The organism is Streptomyces sp. NPDC052682 (assembly GCF_040678435.1).
Taxonomy (GTDB): domain Bacteria; phylum Actinomycetota; class Actinomycetes; order Streptomycetales; family Streptomycetaceae; genus Streptomyces.
Window position 1 is genome coordinate 40,957 of record NZ_JBFATS010000030.1, and the last position, 17,138, is coordinate 58,094.

Annotated in this window: 15 protein-coding genes and 1 pseudogene; 7 read left to right on the top strand and 9 right to left on the bottom strand. The window is 71.3% G+C overall.

Annotated features, from left to right (window positions below; genetic code table 11):
* Window positions 1-20: 20 nt before the first annotated feature.
* Window positions 21-1,250, top strand: coding sequence for a molybdopterin-dependent oxidoreductase (locus AB0K80_RS32100; protein WP_365675769.1), 1,230 nt, complete (start codon window positions 21-23; stop codon window positions 1,248-1,250).
* A gap of 316 nt (window positions 1,251-1,566) precedes the next feature.
* Here the strand turns inward: AB0K80_RS32100 and AB0K80_RS32105 are convergent, their stop codons facing one another.
* The 3 genes from AB0K80_RS32105 to AB0K80_RS32115 are packed head-to-tail and all read right to left on the bottom strand — an operon-like array spanning window position 1,567 to window position 3,712.
* Window positions 1,567-2,331 carry a class I SAM-dependent methyltransferase gene (locus AB0K80_RS32105; RefSeq protein ID WP_365675770.1) on the bottom strand — a complete coding sequence of 255 codons (765 nt, stop codon included), beginning with the start codon at window positions 2,329-2,331 and terminating at the stop codon, window positions 1,567-1,569.
* Window positions 2,328-3,017, bottom strand: a complete 690-nt coding sequence (locus AB0K80_RS32110) for a DUF2064 domain-containing protein (protein ID WP_365675772.1) — start codon at window positions 3,015-3,017, stop codon at window positions 2,328-2,330. Before AB0K80_RS32110 ends, AB0K80_RS32105 begins: the two co-directional genes overlap by 4 nt.
* A gap of 5 nt (window positions 3,018-3,022) precedes the next feature.
* The gene (locus tag AB0K80_RS32115) at window positions 3,023-3,712 is read right to left on the bottom strand and encodes a glycosyltransferase family 2 protein (RefSeq protein WP_365675774.1); all 690 of its coding nucleotides are present in this window, start codon (window positions 3,710-3,712) and stop codon (window positions 3,023-3,025) included.
* A 115-nt stretch (window positions 3,713-3,827) separates the two neighbouring features.
* Here AB0K80_RS32115 and AB0K80_RS32120 point away from each other — a divergent pair, with 115 nt between their 5' ends.
* Complete coding sequence (locus AB0K80_RS32120) at window positions 3,828-4,562, top strand: response regulator transcription factor (RefSeq protein ID WP_365675776.1); 735 nt, start codon at window positions 3,828-3,830, stop codon at window positions 4,560-4,562.
* Between the two features lie 2 nt (window positions 4,563-4,564).
* Complete coding sequence (locus AB0K80_RS32125; protein WP_365675778.1) at window positions 4,565-5,677, top strand: HAMP domain-containing sensor histidine kinase; 1,113 nt, start codon at window positions 4,565-4,567, stop codon at window positions 5,675-5,677.
* A gap of 21 nt (window positions 5,678-5,698) precedes the next feature.
* Here the strand turns inward: AB0K80_RS32125 and AB0K80_RS32130 are convergent, their stop codons facing one another.
* A complete protein-coding gene (locus AB0K80_RS32130) occupies window positions 5,699-6,700 on the bottom strand; it encodes an NAD-dependent epimerase/dehydratase family protein (RefSeq protein WP_365675780.1) in 1,002 nt (333 codons plus the stop codon).
* 125 nt (window positions 6,701-6,825) lie between these two features.
* On the opposite strand from AB0K80_RS32130, the gene AB0K80_RS32135 reads away from it, so the two are divergent.
* Complete coding sequence (locus AB0K80_RS32135) at window positions 6,826-7,569, top strand: flavodoxin family protein (protein WP_365675781.1); 744 nt, start codon at window positions 6,826-6,828, stop codon at window positions 7,567-7,569.
* An 18-nt stretch (window positions 7,570-7,587) separates the two neighbouring features.
* Here the strand turns inward: AB0K80_RS32135 and AB0K80_RS32140 are convergent, their stop codons facing one another.
* On the bottom strand, window positions 7,588-8,472 hold the full coding sequence (locus AB0K80_RS32140) for a LysR substrate-binding domain-containing protein (RefSeq protein WP_365675797.1): 885 nt from the start codon (window positions 8,470-8,472) through the stop codon (window positions 7,588-7,590).
* 83 nt (window positions 8,473-8,555) lie between these two features.
* Here AB0K80_RS32140 and AB0K80_RS32145 point away from each other — a divergent pair, with 83 nt between their 5' ends.
* The 3 genes from AB0K80_RS32145 to AB0K80_RS32155 are packed head-to-tail and all read left to right on the top strand — an operon-like array spanning window position 8,556 to window position 11,952.
* The gene (locus AB0K80_RS32145) at window positions 8,556-9,260 is read left to right on the top strand and encodes a succinate dehydrogenase (protein WP_365675783.1); all 705 of its coding nucleotides are present in this window, start codon (window positions 8,556-8,558) and stop codon (window positions 9,258-9,260) included.
* Complete coding sequence (locus tag AB0K80_RS32150) at window positions 9,260-11,209, top strand: fumarate reductase/succinate dehydrogenase flavoprotein subunit (RefSeq protein WP_365675785.1); 1,950 nt, start codon at window positions 9,260-9,262, stop codon at window positions 11,207-11,209. Before AB0K80_RS32145 ends, AB0K80_RS32150 begins: the two co-directional genes overlap by 1 nt.
* The gene (locus AB0K80_RS32155; protein WP_365675786.1) at window positions 11,206-11,952 is read left to right on the top strand and encodes a succinate dehydrogenase/fumarate reductase iron-sulfur subunit; all 747 of its coding nucleotides are present in this window, start codon (window positions 11,206-11,208) and stop codon (window positions 11,950-11,952) included. The genes AB0K80_RS32150 and AB0K80_RS32155 overlap by 4 nt, the downstream gene beginning before the upstream one ends.
* Window positions 11,953-12,221: 269 nt before the next feature.
* Here the strand turns inward: AB0K80_RS32155 and AB0K80_RS32160 are convergent, their stop codons facing one another.
* The 4 genes and pseudogenes from AB0K80_RS32160 to AB0K80_RS32175 form a co-directional block, all read right to left on the bottom strand.
* Window positions 12,222-13,301 (bottom strand): phosphotransferase, encoded by a 1,080-nt coding sequence (locus tag AB0K80_RS32160; protein ID WP_365675788.1) that lies wholly within the window; start codon window positions 13,299-13,301, stop codon window positions 12,222-12,224.
* Between the two features lie 23 nt (window positions 13,302-13,324).
* Entirely contained in the window at window positions 13,325-14,674 is a 1,350-nt protein-coding gene (locus tag AB0K80_RS32165; RefSeq protein WP_365675790.1) for an aspartate aminotransferase family protein, read from the bottom strand.
* A gap of 152 nt (window positions 14,675-14,826) precedes the next feature.
* A complete protein-coding gene (locus AB0K80_RS32170; protein WP_365675791.1) occupies window positions 14,827-16,314 on the bottom strand; it encodes an NAD-dependent succinate-semialdehyde dehydrogenase in 1,488 nt (495 codons plus the stop codon).
* 719 nt (window positions 16,315-17,033) lie between these two features.
* A pseudogene (locus AB0K80_RS32175) lies at window positions 17,034-17,138 on the bottom strand (ectoine/hydroxyectoine ABC transporter ATP-binding protein EhuA); the annotation flags it as partial.

The following is a 17,138-nucleotide window of genomic DNA, read 5'->3' on the forward strand; positions in this document are numbered from 1 at the left end:
TCGGGGCCTACGGTCGGGCCATGCGAGACGATCCACGGCTTCCCTCTTCGCCCGCCTTCTGGCGCAGCCCTCTGCGCGGTCCCTGGTTCACCTCGGTGCTGGGCCTCGTCCTGCTGCTCGGCATCACGGTGCTGTTCGTGACGGGCCTGGTCTCCTACGCGGCCTACAATCCCGACCTGTCGCCGGTGAACGACAAGACCCCGGACAAGGGGCTCCTCGGCTTCTACCTCTTCGCCTGGCCGACGCACCCGCACTGGCTGTACCGGCTCGACCAGGGCGTCCACGTCACGCTCGGCATCACCCTCATCCCCGTCCTGCTCGCCAAACTGTGGTCCGTGGTGCCGCGGTTGTTCGCGCTGCCGCCCGCCCGCTCGCTCACGCACGCCCTGGAGCGGATCTCCCTGCTGCTCCTGGTCGGCGGCGGGCTCTTCGAGTTCGTGACCGGGGTGCTCAACGTCCAGCTCGACTACGTCTTCCCCGGCTCCTTCTACCGGCTGCACTTCTACGGCGCATGGGTGTTCTTCGCGGCCTTCGCCGCCCACGCGCTGCTGAAGACGCCCACGGCGCTGCGCAACCTGCGGCACGTCCGGCAGGCGAGGAACGACCTGGTGACACCGCGCCCCGCCGAACCCACCGTCTCCCGGCGCGGCGCCCTGTGGTTCGTCGGAGGTGGCTCACTGCTGCTGTTCACGACGACGGTGGGACAGACCGTGGACGGCCCGTTGCGGCGCACCGCCCTGCTCGCACCGCACGGCGCTGACCCCGGCAGGGGCCCGAACGGCTTCCAGATCAACAAGACCGCCGCGTACGCCGGGATCGGCGCGGCGGAGACCGGCCAGGACGCCTGGCGACTCTCCGTGACGGGACGTACGGGCACCGTCCGTCTCAGCCGGGCTCAGCTCGCCGGACTGCCCTTGCACAGCGCGGCGTTGCCCATCGCCTGCGTGGAGGGCTGGTCGACGTCGGATCAGTGGTGGCGCGGGGTGCGGCTGCGTGACCTCGCGGCGCTCGTCGGGTACGACACCGACCCGCCGGACGTGTTCGTGCAGTCCCTGCAGCGGCACGGCGCTTTCCGCCACGCGGCGCTGCGCGCCAACCAGGTCGCCGACCCCCGCTCGCTGCTCGCCCTGTACGTCAACGGCGAGGAGCTGTCCCCCGACCACGGTTACCCGGCGCGGATCATCGTGCCCGCGGCTCCCGGGGTGCTGAACACCAAGTGGGTGGCCCGTCTGACGTTCGGAGACCTGTGATGCGCCGGCGGCGGATCCCGGCCGGAAGTCCTTTCCGTCTGCTGCTGCTCGCCTGCTCCTTCGCCCTCGCCGCCTACGCGGGTGTGCGGCTGCTGGCCGGTGACTGGTTCGGCGTGGCGCTGTGGCTCGTGGGCGCCGCGCTGCTGCACGACCTCGTGCTGCTGCCCCTGTACGCGGCCTTGGACCGGACGGTCGTACGGGGGCTCGGCGCAGTAGGACGCCGGGAGTGGGTGCCGTACGTGCGCGTACCGGCGGCCCTGTCCTGCCTGCTCCTGCTCGTGTGGTTCCCGCTGATCAGCGGCATGGTGGAGCGGCGCTACCGGTCCGCCACCGGACTGCCCGCCGATGTGTTCCTCGGCCGCTGGCTGCTGATCACCGCCGCTCTCTTCGGCTGCTCGGCGCTGGTGTTGACGCTGCGGCTGCTGGGGGTGCGCAGGGCGACGAAGCGCCGTCCGCCGGCCGTCCACTGACCGGCCCGCCGCCAGCCCCGCGCGTACCGCAACAACGCCCGTGTGCCGAGCCGCGCCCAGGGGAAGAGGGCATCGCTCCGGCCGGTGCCGGCGAGGTCGACGATCTGCACCTGGGCGCGTTCGTCGACCTCCACCGGGGCGGTCTCGGCGATCAGCAGGCCACCGGGGCGCAGCAGCCCGGCCACCCGGTCCAGCAGGGCCTGGGGCTCGCCGCCGATGCCGATGTTGCCGTCCATGAGCAGGACGGTGCCCCACCGGCCCTCGCCGGGCAGCGGTGCGAAGACCGAGCGCCGCAGCGCCTGACCCCCGAGCCGCACGGTGTGGTCGACGGCGGCCGCACTGAGGTCGATGCCGAGGACGGCCCGGCCCCGCGCGGCGAGTTCCGCCACCAGCCTGCCGGGCCCGCATCCCACGTCCAGCACGGTCCCCTCGCACCGGTTCAGCACGTTCCGGTCGGCCGCGTCGGCCCGGGCGCACCAGCGTTCCACCTCCAGCGGCAGCAGCCAGCCGTCGGCACGGCGCAAAAACAGCGGGCCGTGGCCGGCGCGCAGGGCGGCGTCGTAGGGGCCCGCGGTCGCCCAGGGGAGGGCGGTGGCGGGCGGGGCGCTCATCGGCTGCCGCCCGGGCCCGGGGCCGGCCGGGCGGCCGACGGCGAGTGACCCGCGGCGGCCTGCCGCGCATCCGGCCCCGTCACCGCCGCGCATCGCGCCAGGCGAGCCGCGAAGCGCCCCCGCGGGGTCAGAGCCGCGACGGCGTGGGCGTCGGCGGCGGTGTCGACGTCCCGCAGACACGGCAGTTCACCCACGCGCAGCCCGGCGGCGTGGAGTCGTTGCCGCTGAACGGCCCCCGTCGTCGCCGTCGACATCGGCACGCCCCGCAGCAGGCCGGGGTCGGGCTCCGCCATCCCCAGCGCCCAGAAGCCACCGTCCTGCGCCGCCCCGAAGTACGCGTCGCAGCCGGCGAAGTCGACGTCCAGCAGGTCAGGTGTCACCTGGGGGGTGTCCATGCCGATCAGCAGGGCGGGCCCGGCGCACCGGGCGAACGCATCCGCGAGCCGCTCGTCGAGACCGCCCTGGCACTGCGGCACGACGTCGAAGCCGGGCGGGAGCCAAGGGCCGGGTTCACCGTCGAGCACCAGCACCCGGCGGTGCGCCGGTGCGCCCGCGACCGCCCTCAGGGTGTCCTCGAGCGCTGCCGCGGCGAGCTCCGCAGCCTCCTCCGGGGTGAACGGCGGGGTGAGCCGGGTCTTCACACGTCCGGGCCGCGGCTCCTTGGCGATGACGAGAAGTGTGGTCATCGCGGTCATCGCACGGCCCTGCCGTCGGCCAGGACACGGCTCATGTCGCGCACCGCCTGCCAGGTGCCGCGCCAGGTGCCCGTCACCTTCGAGGAGCCGGCGCGCGGAAGGTACGGCACGTCGTGCTCGGTGATCCGCCAGCCGGCGTCGGCCGCGCGGACGACCATCTGCAGCGGATAGCCGCTGCGCCGGTCGGTCAGGCCGAGGGCGAGCAGCGGCTCGCGCCGGGCGGCGCGCAGGGGACCGAGGTCGTGCAGGCGCAGCCCGGTGCGGCGGCGCAGCATCCGCGCCAGCGCCACATTCCCGGCGCGGGCGTGCGCGGGCCACGCGCCCCGGCCCTGCGGGCGCCGCCGTCCGAGGACCAGGTCGGCCTCGCCGTCCCTGACCTCGCGGACGAAGGGGACGAGGAGCGACGGGTCGAGAGAGGCGTCGCAGTCGCAGAAGCACACGATGTCGGCGGTGGCGGCGGCCAGCCCGGCTTGGCAGGCCGCGCCGAAACCCCGGCGTGGCTCGTGCACGACGGTCGCCCCCCGTGCGCGGGCGACCTGGGCGGAAGCGTCGGTGGAACCGTTGTCGACGACGAGCGCGCGCCAGCCCGGCGGGATCCGGTCGAGCACCCAGGGAAGGGCCTCGGCCTCGTTCAGGCAGGGCAGCACCACGTCGACGTCCGAAGGTGTCGTCGTCACGGTCCTCACCCTACGAACGCGAATCGGGCGTATCGGACCGCCGCTCCTTACGAAACGCGGACGTCGCACGCGCAGGCCGCAGCCGGGCGCGGCACCGGCGGGGGTGCGGTGCCAGGCTGGGGGCATGCAGCGACAACCGTACGAGCCCCGCGGCGCGCAAGGCGCCGACGGATCCCCCCGGATCCTGGTCGTGGACGACGATCCGACGGTCGCCGAGGTCGTCGCCGGGTATCTGGACCGCGCCGGGTACGCCGTCGACCGTGCCGACGACGGCCCGACGGCCCTCACCCGTGCCGCCGCGCACCGGCCGGACCTGGTCGTGCTCGACCTGATGCTGCCCGGCATGGACGGCCTGGAGGTGTGCCGGCGGATCCGCGGTCACGGTCCTGTGCCGGTCATCATGCTCACCGCCCGAGGCGACGAGGACGACCGCGTCCTGGGCCTGGAGGTCGGCGCCGACGACTACGTCACCAAGCCCTTCAGCCCGCGCGAACTCGTCCTGCGCGTGGAGTCGGTGCTGCGCCGCAGCAGGCCCGCCGCGGGGCAGGGCCGGCTCACGGCGGCCGGACTGACCGTCGACCCGGCGGCCCGGCGGGCCACCAAGAACGGTGCCGAACTCGCCCTCACACTCAGGGAGTTCGACCTGCTGTCCTTCTTCCTGCGCAACCCCGGGCGGGCCTGCGGCCGCGAGGACCTCATGCGCGAGGTGTGGGGGTGGGACTTCGGCGACCTGTCGACGGTCACGGTCCATGTCCGCCGCCTGCGCGGCAAGGTCGAGGACGATCCGGCCCGGCCCCGCCTGATCCAGACCGTGTGGGGCGTGGGCTACCGCTTCGACCCCACGGGCGGGGAGGGCTGACCATGCGCGACACCCTGCTGATCGCTCTGTACGCCTTCGCCGGTGCCGCCGCCACCGGGCTGGCCGGAGCGTGCGTCCTGCGCCTGATCCGGCGCCGTTCGCTCACCGCATCGCTCGCCGTGGTCGCGGCGGTCGGTGTCGTCGCGATGCTCGCGGGCACCCTCGCCGTCGCCTGGGCGATGTTCCTGTCCCCGCACGACCTGACCGTCGTCACGACGGTCGTCGCCATGGCGGCGGTCGTCTCCCTGGTCACCGCGCTGTTGCTGGGCCGCTGGGTCGTCGCGCGCAGCCGCGCGCTCGCCGTGGCCGCGCGTTCCTTCGGCGACGGCGGGTCCTTCGCCGCTCCCGACGGACCGACGACCGCGGAACTCGACCACCTCAGCCGCGAGTTGGCGACCACCAGCGCCAGACTCGCCGAATCCCGTGAGCGGGAACGCGCGCTGGAGGCGTCCCGGCGCGAACTCGTCGCCTGGATCTCACACGATCTGCGCACCCCGCTGGCCGGTCTGCGCGCCATGTCCGAGGCTCTGGAGGACGGCGTCGCCGCCGATCCCGACCGCTATCTGAAGCAGATACGCACCGAGGTCGAACGTCTCAACGACATGGTCGGCGACCTGTTCGAACTCTCCCGCATCCACGCCGGCACGCTTCCCCTGACCCCCACCCGGATGTCGTTGTACGACCTGGTCGGCGACGCGCTGGCGGGAGCCGGTCCGGTGGCCCGGGAGCACGGGGTGCGGCTGGTGGGCGGCCGCATCGAGCCGGTGCCGGTGGAGGTGGACGGCAAGGAGATGAGCCGGGTGCTGGGCAACCTGCTGGTCAACGCCATCCGCCGGACACCGGCCGACGGCACGGTCGCCATCGCGGCGGAGCGTTCCACCGAGGGCGTGGTGCTGTCGGTGACGGACGGCTGCGGCGGCATCCCCGAGGAGGACCTGCCGCGTGTCTTCGACACCGGCTGGCGCGGCACGCACGCCCGGACGCCCCCGGCGGGCGCGGGGCTGGGCCTTGCCATCGTCCGGGGAATCGTGGAGGCGCACCAGGGCCGGGCCACCGTACGCAACATTCCCGGCGGCTGCCGTTTCGAGGTGGTGCTGCCCGCCGCCGCTTCCTGATCGCGGGCAGCGCCACCGGTCCTATGCCGCGCGCATCCCGGCCCGCGCGAACTGCGCCATGCCTTCTTCGAAGCCGACCTCCGGCTTCCACCCCAGCTCCGCCCGCAGCCGCGAGGAGTCCGCAGTGATGTGCCGTACGTCCCCGAGCCGGTACTCGCCGGTGACGACGGGGTCGGGCCCGCCGTACGCGGCGGCCAGCGCCCGGGCCATCTCGCCGACGGTGTGCGGGTCACCGCTGCCGGTGTTGTACGCCGTGAGCACACCCGGGGCGGCCTGCGCCTCCAGCGCCGCCACGTTGGCGGCGGCCACATCCCGGACGTGCACGAAGTCCCTGCGCTGCAGCCCGTCCTCGAACACGCGCGGAGCCTCGCCCCGCGCAAGCGCCGAACGGAAGAAGGAGGCGACACCGGCGTAGGGGGTGTCGCGCGGCATACCGGGTCCGTAGACGTTGTGGTAGCGCAGCGACACGGCCGAACCGCCGGTGCAGCGGGCCCAGGCGGCGGCCAGGTGCTCCTGGGCGAGCTTGGTCGTGGCGTACACGTTGCGGGGATCGGCCGGAGCGTCCTCGGCGACCAGCCCCGGGGAGAGGTCCTGCCCGCACACCGGGCAGACGGGTTCGAACCGGCCCGCGCCGAGGTCGGCGACGGCCCGCGGCCCGGGCCGTACGACGCCGTGCCGCGGGCACGTGTAGCGCCCCTCTCCGTAGACGACCATCGACCCGGCCAGCACGAGACGCCCCACGCCCGCGTCCGCCATGGCGGCGAGCAGCACCGCCGTGCCCAGGTCGTTGTGCGAGACGTACTCCGCCGCGTCGGCGACCCCGTCGCCGAGCCCGACCGTCGCGGCCTGATGACACACGGCGTCCACACCGGACAGGGCATGTGTGACGGCCGCCGGGTCACGGACGTCGGCGCCGGGATCCTCCCGCACGTCGAACACGAGCGGCTCGTGACCGCGCTGCCGCAGTGCGGTGACGACATGGGACCCGATGAACCCGGCACCGCCGGTGACCAGTACACGCATACGGCCACGCTAGGTCCGCACCGTCGCCGCACCGCAGTACCACGCCCCGTACGTCATGACTCCGTAAGACCCGCGCGGGAGCGTCAGGGCGGGACAAACCGGACATCGCGCGAGATGCTGCCCTCATGACAGTCTCACCCTCCGCCGCGTCCCGCGCCGAGTCCGCGTACCGCTACGACGATCTGACCGCCCTGTACGTCAACTGCACGCTCAAGCCGTCCCCGCAGCTCAGTCACACCCAGGGTCTGATCGACAAGAGCGCGGCGATCATGATGTCGTGCGGGGTCACCACCTCGGAGATCCGCGCCGTCGACCACGACATCGCCCCCGGTGTCTACCCGGACATGACCGAGCACGGCTTCGCGACGGACGAGTGGCCGGCGCTGTACGAGCGGGTGATGGCCGCGGACATCCTGGTCATCGCCGGGCCGATCTGGCTCGGCGACAACAGCTCCGTGACCAAGAAGGTGATCGAGCGTCTCTACGCCTGCTCCAGCCTCCTCAACTCCCAGGGGCAGTACGCCTACTACGGCCGGGTCGGCGGCTGTCTGATCACCGGCAACGAGGACGGTGTGAAGCACTGCGCGATGAACGTCCTCTACAGCCTCCAGCACCTCGGCTACACGATCCCGCCCCAGGCGGACGCCGGCTGGATCGGCGCGGCCGGCCCCGGACCCTCGTACCTCGATCCGGGCTCGGGCGGCCCGGAGAACGACTTCACCAACCGCAACACCAGCTTCATGACCTGGAACCTGATGCACCTGGCCGCCCTGCTGAAGCGAGCCGGAGGCGTCCCCGCGTACGGCAACCAGCGCTCGCAGTGGGACGCCGGCTGCCGCCCGGGTGCGGACAACCCCGAGCACCGGTGACCTTGCCTGCCGGCGGGTTCAGCGCTCCAGCAGCATGCGTTGGAGCTCCCGCGCGGCCCGCGGCGGTGCCACGTCGCTGCGGTGGGCCAGCGCGATCGTGCGGTGCAGTCCCGGCCGGGCCAGGGGGGTGACCCGCAGGCCGCGCCCGGAACGGGCCGCCACCATGCGCGGTACCACCGCGACGCCCAGCCCCGCGCGGACGAAGCCCAGTACCGCGTCCATCTCCCCGCCCTCCACCGCGAAGTCCGGTTCGAAGCCCTCGGCGCGGCATGCGGCGACCGTCAGTTCGCGCAGGTCGTAGCCGTGCCGGAACATCACCAGGCGCTCGCCCTCCAGGTCGGCGATGCGGACCGTGCGCCAGCCCCGGCCGGGGCGCGGGGCGTCGGGGGAGGAGACCACCACCAGGTCCTCACGCAGGAGTTCCACGGTCGTCAGGGCGGGTGAGGGGGTCGGCAGGGGCAGCACCACCAGGGCCAGGTCCAGCGCGCCGCGGGCCAGGTGACGTACCAGGTCGTGGGAGCCGCCCTCCTCGATCAGCAGCCGGATGCCGGGGTAGCGGTCGTGGAAGGCGCGCAGCACGTCCGGCAGCAGGCCGGTGCACAGGCTGGGTGTGGCGCCGAGACGTACCCGGCCCCGGCGCAGCTGCACCAGCTCCTGCACCTCGTGGCGGGCCGTGTCCGCGTCGGCCAGGATCCGCCGGGCCAGCGGGAGCAGGGCCTCACCGGCATCCGTGAGGGTGATGTTGCCGCGCGCCCGCAGGAACAGGTCGGCGCCGAGCTCCCTCTCCAGAGCCCTGATCTGCTGCGACAGGGATGGCTGGGCGACATGCACCAGCTCCGCGGCCCGGGTGAAGTGCCGGGTCTCGGCGACCGCCACGAAGTACTGGAGCTGCTGGAACTGCACCCCCTCAGCATAGCCGGCGACTATCGAAACGAGCTGGGCCATGTCTTGGACCGATCGCGGTGAGCCGTCCTAGCGTGGGCGACATGGCTCTGGCAACGCGGACGGACCGACGGCCGTCCATGGCACGCACCGTGTGGGACTCCACCGTCGGCAAGAAGACCGTCATGGCGGTCAGCGGCCTGATCATGCTGCTGTACCTCGTCGTCCACATGCTCGGCAACCTGAAGATCTTCTTCGGACAGGGCGAGTTCGACCACTACGCCCACTGGCTGCGCACCGTCGGCGAGCCGTTCATGCACCAGGAGTGGACGCTGTGGGTCGTCCGGGTGGTGCTGGCCGCCGCGGTCGTCGCCCACGGGGTGTCCGCGTACCAGCTCAGCCGCCGCGACATCCGGGCCCGGCCCAGCAAGTACGTGCACAAGAAGCCCCGCGCCGGTTACGCCACGCGCACCATGCGCTGGGGCGGCGTCATCCTCGGCCTGTTCGTCGTCTGGCACCTCCTGGACCTGACCACCGGCACCGTGCACCCGGGCTTCCGGCCCGGCCACCCGTACCAGAACGTCGTCGGCACCTTCTCCACCTGGTACGGCAACGTCGTCTACATCCTCGCGATGCTCGCGCTCGGCCTGCACATCCGGCACGGCTTCTGGAGCGCCGCCCAGACCCTCGGCGTCGGCAGCCGCAGGCGCGACCGCGCCCTGAGGACCGCTGCCGACGTCCTCGCGCTGCTGCTCACGGCCGGCTTCATCGCCGTGCCCGTGGGCGTCATGACCGGAGTGGTGAGCTGATGACCGCGTACACGCACTACACGGTCGGCGAGCCCGTCGCCGACACCAAGGCCCCCTCCGGGCCGATCCACGAACGCTGGGACAAGCGCCGCTTCGAGGCCAAACTGGTCAACCCGGCCAACCGGCGCAAGCACACCGTCATCGTCGTCGGCACCGGGCTGGCGGGCGGCTCCGCGGGCGCGACCCTGGCCGAACAGGGCTACAAGGTCATCCAGTTCTGCTACCAGGACTCCCCGCGCCGCGCCCACTCCATCGCCGCGCAGGGCGGCATCAACGCCGCGAAGAACTACCGCAACGACGGCGACTCCATCCACCGGCTGTTCTACGACACCGTCAAGGGCGGCGACTTCCGGGCCCGCGAGTCCAACGTGCACCGGCTCGCCCAGATCTCCGTCGAGATCATCGACCAGTGCGTGGCCCAGGGCGTGCCCTTCGCGCGGGAGTACGGCGGGCTGCTCGACACCCGCTCCTTCGGCGGTGTGCAGGTCTCGCGCACCTTCTACGCCCGCGGCCAGACGGGCCAGCAACTGCTGCTGGGCGCCTACCAGGCGCTCAGCCGGCAGATCGCCGCCGGGAACGTGGAGATGCATCCGCGCACCGAGATGCTCGACCTGATCGTCGTCGACGGGCGGGCCCGCGGCATCGTCGCCCGGGACCTGGTCACCGGGAAGATCTCCACCTGCTTCGCGGACGCCGTCGTCCTGGCCACCGGCGGCTACGGCAACGTCTTCTACCTGTCGACCAACGCCATGAACTCCAACGCGACCGCCATCTGGCGGGCGCACCGGCGCGGCGCCTGGTTCGCCAACCCCTGCTTCACACAGATCCACCCCACCTGCATCCCGCGCACCGGCGACCACCAGTCGAAGCTGACGCTGATGAGCGAGTCGCTGCGCAACGACGGCCGGATCTGGGTGCCCAGGGCCAAGGGCGACACCCGCCCGCCGAACGAGATCCCCGAGGACGAGCGCGACTACTACCTGGAGCGCCTCTACCCGTCCTTCGGCAACCTGGTGCCCCGTGACATCGCCTCCCGCGCCGCGAAGAACGTCTGCGACGAGGGCAGGGGAGTGGGCCCGGGCGGGCAGGGCGTGTACCTGGACTTCGCCGACGCCGTCCGGCGCATGGGCCGGGACGCCGTGCAGGCCAAGTACGGCAACCTCTTCGAGATGTACCAGCGGATCACCGACGAGGATCCGTACGAGGTGCCGATGCGGATCTACCCCGCCGTGCACTACACGATGGGCGGCCTGTGGGTCGACTACGACCTGCAGACCACCGTCCCGGGCCTGTTCGCGATCGGCGAGGCCAACTTCTCCGACCACGGCGCCAACCGGCTCGGGGCCAGTGCCCTGATGCAGGGCCTGGCCGACGGCTACTTCGTCCTGCCGGCCACCCTCACCGACTACCTCGCCCGCACCCCGCGGGGCGACGAGGTCACCGACGACCACCCGGTCGTCCAGGAGGCGCTCGCCGAGACCGAGGACCGCCTCCACCTGCTGCTGTCCGTCGACGGCGACCGCACCCCCGACTCCTTCCACCGCGAACTCGGCGAGCTGATGTGGGAGTTGTGCGGCATGGCCCGCAGCGACTCCGGCCTGCGCAAGGCCCTGGAGCGCATCCCGCAGATCCGCGAGGAGTTCTGGCGGCGCATCAAGGTGCCCGGCACCGGCGAGGAGTTCAACCAGTCGCTGGAGAAGGCCAACCGCATCGTCGACTACCTGGAGCTCGCCGAGCTGATGTGCCTCGACGCGCTGCACCGCACCGAGTCCTGCGGCGGCCACTTCCGCGAGGAGTCCCAGACCCCGGACGGCGAGGCCGCCCGCAAGGACGACGCGTTCGCCTACGCCGCCGCGTGGGAGTTCACCGGCACCGGCCAGGCGCCCGTCCTGCACAGGGAAGACCTGGTCTTCGAGTACGTCCACCCCACCCAGCGGAGCTACGCATGAAGCTCACCCTGCGCGTCTGGCGGCAGAAGAACGCCGACGCCGACGGTGCCATGTCCACGTACGAGGTGGACGGCGTCTCGCCCGACATGTCGTTCCTGGAGATGCTCGACACCCTCAACGAGCGGCTCATCCTCCAGGGCGAGGAGCCCGTCGCCTTCGACCACGACTGCCGTGAGGGCATCTGCGGTGCGTGCTCGCTCGTCATCAACGGGGAGGCGCACGGGCCCGAGCGCACCACCACCTGCCAGCTGCACATGCGGTCCTTCCGGGACGGCGACACCATCGACATCGAGCCGTGGCGGGCTGCCGCATTCCCGGTGATCAAGGACCTGGTCGTCGACCGGTCCGCGTTCGACCGGATCATCCAGGCCGGCGGCTACATCACCGCGCCCACCGGTTCCGCGCCCGAGGCGCACGCCACGCCGGTGCCCAAGCCGGACGCCGACGTCGCCTTCGAGCACGCCGAGTGCATCGGCTGCGGGGCGTGTGTCGCCGCCTGCCCCAACGGGGCGGCGATGCTGTTCACCTCGGCGAAGATCAACCACCTCAATGTGCTGCCGCAGGGGGCGCCCGAGCGGGAGACCCGCGTGCTGGACATGGTGGCGCAGATGGACGAGGAGGGGTTCGGCGGGTGCACGCTGGCCGGTGAGTGCGCCACCGCCTGCCCGAAGGGCATCCCGCTGAGCTCCATCACCCGCATGAACAGGGAGTGGCTGCGGGCCACGCGGAAGGTGGCCAGGTAGACGTTCGCAACGGGTGCGGACGGGCGGGACCGGGAGGGGTGCTCATCCCGGTCCCGTCTCGCTCTCCCCGCGCCCACACATTCAGCAGTACCCCAGCCTCACCCGGGCGCCCCGCCAGATCACCCGCCGCCCGGATGCGGACCGGTCAGGCCGGACGGCGGCCTCGATCGCCTGCGGCGGGCTGAACGGATCGGCCGCCACGTCGAACACCCCGGATAGACGCGGGAGTGCTCGGGACGGCGAAAGTGATCCCGCAGCCGGGTGGCTTCTCAGCGATGCCCGTGACGGGTTTCCCTGAGGCGCTCGATCACGTCGTCCAGGCTCACGGTCAAGGAACGCTCGATATTGATCCAATCGTCCTTGGCGTGGTCGAGCAGGTACTCGCGCCGTTCGGGTGCGCGCTTGGCACGCCAGTTGGTGATCAGCGCACGCAGGGTGAGTCGCGCCAACGAGGCAACCGGGAGAAGGGGGAGTTCCGAGGCCTGGATCGGTTTCCTGCGTTGGTACCCGGCGGCGAAGGCGCAGGCGTCCCGCCAGGGATGATCGGGTGTGCGGCCGAGCAGGTTCGCCATGGGGACGGCGGGGTCGAAGATCACCGCACTGCGCACCGTGTCGCCGAAGTCGATGACTCCGGTGACGAAGTGATCGCTTTTGGGGTCCACCACGATGTTGTAGGGGCTGAAGTCGCCGTGGATCACGTGCGTTTCGAGATCATTCAGCCTCGGAACGACGTTTTGACCGAAGAGCCTGAAGACCGATTGGGCCAGCCGGCGGTGCTCGGGGCTCGGCGTGTGCTCGGCCAGTTCGGTCATCCGGTGGAAATGCCGGAGGTCCCATGCCAGACCTCGTCGGTCCGCCGGGTGCGTGAACGGCCTGAGCGCCACGTCGATCAGCCCCAGCATCTCGCCCGCCTCGGCGAGCCGTTCCGCGTCCGGGTTCGCATCGGCCAGGACCTGGCCTTCGACGAAGTCGAACACCCGCAGGATGCGAGTCCTGCCGTCGTTCAGCCGGATGGTCACGCTGTCGTCCCCGCCGACGGTCAGCCTCACCCGCTGGACCGGCAACTGCGGGGCGGCGCTTTCGAGGAAGCGCATGACGGCGGTCTGGAGACCGACGACCGCCTCCGCCTCGTCCGGCGGTGAGACCTTCACGAGGTAGTCGCCCGCGTCGGTCCTGAGCCTGAACGTGTCGTCCTTCTCGGTCGCCAGCCGCCCCAAGCGCCCGGTGAGGCGGTAGTGCTCGTCAAGAAGAACGCTCACCGGCATCGCGTCGATGGGCTCGTGGGACGACGTCAGGCCGCTCTCCTTGAGGAGGCGCTGAGCATAACTCGCAACCGGTGAGGTGTTCACGGTCACTCCCTTGGGCTGGCCTGTCACAGGCGGTTTTTCGCGACCTCGGCGAAAGTGTCCAGGAATCGCGTCACGTCGGCGGAGTCGAAGGCCAGCGGAGGACGGATCTTCAGTGTGTTCGCCGCCGTGCCCGTGCCGCTGATCAGGATCCGGCGATCGCGCATGTCGTTGATGACGTCTTCGGCACGTGCCCGGTCGGGCTCGAGGGTCTCCCGGTCCTTGACGATCTCCACGCCGACGTACAGACCCGCGCCGCGGACCTCGGCCACGTACGGGGAGTCCTTCGTGATCTCCCGCAGGCCCGCGCGCAGAGCGTTGCCGTTCTCCAGGACGCGCTGCTGCACGTTCTCCTTCTCGAAGACGTCCAGCACCGCGGCCCCGGCGGCCACGGGGATCGAGCTGCCGCCGAAGGTGTTGAAGTAGCGGACGTTGCGTCCGAACTCCTCGCAGACCTCGGGGCGGAAGACCACACCCGAGATCGGCAGGCCGTTGCCCATCGGTTTGCCCATGGTCACGATGTCCGGCAGCACGCCGTGGCGAGTGAACCCCCACATCGACTCCCCGAGCCGGGCGAACCCGGACTGCACCTCGTCCGCGATGTAGACACCACCGGCCGCGTGCACCTCCTCCACGACGCCCCGCATGTAGTCGACGGGGTCGGTGAAGATGCCGTCGCTGGAGTACGCGCAGTCGGTGATCAGCGCCGCGAGCCGGTAACCGTGGCGCTCCAGGTCCTCGATCGCGCCTCTCACCTGCCGGCGCATGTGCTCGGCGAGCGTGGTCCCCGGCGCGGCCAGACGCGGGTCCGGCGGGTCGATCAGCCGTACGTTCGGGCCCAGCGGTGATCCCTTGCCCAGAGTCGGCGAGAAGCTCGCGACCTCGCGGGTGAGGCCGTGGTAGGCCCAGCGGGTGACGATGATGCCCTCGCCGCCCGTGTGGAACCTCGCCACCCGCACCGCCAGGTCGTTCGCCTCCGAGCCGCTGCACGCGATGCTCAGCTTCGACAGCTCCTCGGGGAAGGTCGCGAGCAGCCGCTCCGCGTAGTCGACCAGGGCTTCCTGGACGTAGCGCGTGTTGGTGTTGACCGCCTTCATCTGGCGGGCGACGGCCTCGGCCACGTGGGGGTGGGCGTGGCCGACGCAGGGGACGTTGTTGTAGGCGTCGAGGTAGTCGTTGCCGTCCCGGTCGATCAGATGGGCTCCGTGACCGGAGACGAACTCGACCGGCTCCCTGTAGATCAGGGTGTACCCAGGGCCCAGGACCTTGTTCCGCCGCTGGATGGTCTTTTGGAGGTGCTCGGGTAGTTCGCTCAGCACCCCGGGGTCGAACCGGTTGGGGTAGTGGGCGAGTGCCCGGCTCAGTGTCGAAGTCATCGGCAGGCACACCTTCAGTCTTTTTCCGGGGTTGCTCACTTCCTCGGCGGCAACCCTACCACAATTTATTTCAGTTCCAGCCTGAAACTGGTAATGCTCGTCGTTGGGCAACAGCGATGCGATCTGATGCGGTCGTCTGGCCCGAACGTCGGTCAACCGGTGGGGCGCAGGGCGAGGTTGTAGTAGCGGATCTCCTCGTACTCTTCGAGTCCTTCGCTGCTGCCCTCGCGTCCGAGGCCTGACTGCTTGACGCCGCCGAACGGTGCGGCCGCGTTCGACGGGACGCCCTGGTTGATACCGACCATGCCGGTGGCCAGTTGGTCGGCCACGTCGAAGGCGCGGTCGAGGTTCTCGGTGAAGACGTAGCCGGCCAGGCCGTACTCGGTGTCGTTGGCGCGTGCTATGGCCTCGTCCTGGTGGGAGAAGCGCTGGATGGCGGCGATGGGTCCGAAGATCTCGCTGCGGGCGAGGTCGGCGTCGGCCGGTACGTGGTCCAGGAGCGTCGGCTCGAAGAACGAGCCGGGGTGGCTGGCAGCCGAGCCGCCGGTGAGCAGGTGAGCGCCACGGCGTGTGGCGTCCTCGACGAGGTGGGCGAGTTTGGTCACGGCGTTGTGGTCGATCACCGGGCCGAGTCCCACGCCGGGGGCGAGTCCGTTGCCGACCTTCACAGTGGCCAGCCGCTCGGTCAGGGCCTCGACGAAGGCGTCGGCGATGCCGTCCTGGACGAAGATGCGGTTGGCGGCGATGCAGGACTGGCCGCCGTTGCGCATCTTGGCGGCGAACGCTCCGTCGACGGCCCGCTCCAGGTCGGAGTCGTCGAAAACCAGAAGCGGGGCGTTGCCTCCCAGTTCCATGGAGCTCTTCAGCACGTTGTCCGCGGCGAGGCGCAGGAGGACCTTGCCGACCTGGGTGGAACCGGTGAACGACACCTTGCGCACGCGCGGATCGGCCAGCACGGCGGTGCTGAAGGCGGGAGCATCCGTGGTGGTCACGATCTGCACCAGATCTTCGGGAACGCCGGCTGCGATGGCCAGCTGGACCGCGAAGACCGTGGTCAGCGGGGTGTGGGGCGCTGGTTTGATGACCACGGGGCAGCCGGCGGCCAGCGCCGGGGCGATCTTGCGGGTGGCCATGGCGAGGGGGAAGTTCCACGGGGTGATCAGGACCGACAGTCCCACCGGGGCGCGCCGGGTGAGCAGACGGGCCCCGCCGGTGGGAGCGTCGCGAAAGTTTCCGGCCGGGCGTACCGCTTCCTCGGCGTACCAGCGCACGAAGTCGGCGCCGTAGGAGATCTCGGCGCGGGCCTCGGCGAGCGGCTTGCCCATCTCGCGGGTGATCAGCAGGGCGATCATCTCCGCGTTGCTGAGGATCAGGTCGTACCAGGCGCGGAGGATGTCGGCGCGGTGCCGGGCGGTGGTGGCAGCCCAGGCACGGCCGGCCTCGTCGGCGCGGGCGACGGCCTCCAGGGCCTGCTGGACATCGAAGTCGGGGACCCGGGCTATGACCCGGCCGGTGGCCGGATCGTGGACATCGAAGGTGTGGGGTACGCCCGGCACGGCAAGATCGAGGTCGGCCAGGACCTTGTCGGAGTCGGCCAGCGCGGACGGTTCGGCGTCGGCCAGTGTGCGTGTGGTGGTCATTCGGCTTCCTGGGAGGAGAGGACGGTGTCGACGGCGGCCACGAGCTGCCGGAGCTCGTCGGTGGCGATGAGAGCGGGCTGCTCTGGGCGGTGTTGCCATGCAGGTCAGAGATGGGGGGCGGGGGAGCAGGTTGCGGTGGAGCATGGAGTGGATCTGGTTCCTCGCGCGAGAGCACCGGCAGGTGAGATGAGCGCGGCGCGGGGTCACCCTGCGCAGCATCCGGGTGCGCTCGTCCGCCGGCGACCTGCCCGACGGGACGTCTGCGGCCATCAGGGTCTGTCGTTTGGATCAGTCCGGCCCGGCCTGCGGCGCCTTCGGACTGACCCGAGCGGGCTCTGGTGCGTGCAGCTGCAAGGCGGAGGAGGGCGGCGACGCGGAGCGTCGGCAACCGACGACAACGCCGCAGATGTGCGTGCCAGAGCCCGCGACGCCGGAATGATCCCAACGACAGGCCCTAGCTGGGCCAGAACCCGCCACCTTGTCCGTCGACGGTGGACACGAGGCTGACCGGGACGGAGCGATCCTGTTCCGGCCGAAGCCCTCACCGCGCTCGGTCACCAGGCCGCCCCGCACTCGGAAGCGGGCATTGGCCACCACATCGGCCTGTCGCCGCCCGTGGCCTGGACATGGACCAATGGTCACGGCATCGGCGTCACTCCGGCCAAGGCCCACAAGTTCGCCGAAGGCGACGGCTGCGAGGCCGCATCTCCGTGCCGCTTTTACAGGACTCTTTCGAGGAAGGCCTGGGTTCGTTTCTCGCGTGGGTTGCCCAGGACTTCGCGGGCGTCGCCGCGTTCGACGGCGATGCCGCCGTCCATGAAGAG

Excerpts from the sequence above, each read along its gene's own strand:
- AB0K80_RS32145 (WP_365675783.1), top strand. The coding sequence starts at position 8,556 with ATGGCTCTGGCAACGCGGACGGACCGACGGCCGTCCATGGCACGCACC.
- AB0K80_RS32120 (WP_365675776.1), top strand. The coding sequence starts at position 3,828 with ATGCAGCGACAACCGTACGAGCCCCGCGGCGCGCAAGGCGCCGACGGA.
- AB0K80_RS32130 (WP_365675780.1), bottom strand. The coding sequence starts at position 6,700 with ATGCGTGTACTGGTCACCGGCGGTGCCGGGTTCATCGGGTCCCATGTC.
- AB0K80_RS32165 (WP_365675790.1), bottom strand. The coding sequence starts at position 14,674 with ATGACTTCGACACTGAGCCGGGCACTCGCCCACTACCCCAACCGGTTC.
- AB0K80_RS32125 (WP_365675778.1), top strand. The coding sequence starts at position 4,565 with ATGCGCGACACCCTGCTGATCGCTCTGTACGCCTTCGCCGGTGCCGCC.
- AB0K80_RS32100 (WP_365675769.1), top strand. The coding sequence starts at position 21 with ATGCGAGACGATCCACGGCTTCCCTCTTCGCCCGCCTTCTGGCGCAGC.
- AB0K80_RS32135 (WP_365675781.1), top strand. The coding sequence starts at position 6,826 with ATGACAGTCTCACCCTCCGCCGCGTCCCGCGCCGAGTCCGCGTACCGC.
- AB0K80_RS32150 (WP_365675785.1), top strand. The coding sequence starts at position 9,260 with ATGACCGCGTACACGCACTACACGGTCGGCGAGCCCGTCGCCGACACC.
- AB0K80_RS32170 (WP_365675791.1), bottom strand. The coding sequence starts at position 16,314 with ATGACCACCACACGCACACTGGCCGACGCCGAACCGTCCGCGCTGGCC.
- AB0K80_RS32105 (WP_365675770.1), bottom strand. The coding sequence starts at position 2,331 with ATGAGCGCCCCGCCCGCCACCGCCCTCCCCTGGGCGACCGCGGGCCCC.
- AB0K80_RS32155 (WP_365675786.1), top strand. The coding sequence starts at position 11,206 with ATGAAGCTCACCCTGCGCGTCTGGCGGCAGAAGAACGCCGACGCCGAC.
- AB0K80_RS32110 (WP_365675772.1), bottom strand. The coding sequence starts at position 3,017 with ATGACCACACTTCTCGTCATCGCCAAGGAGCCGCGGCCCGGACGTGTG.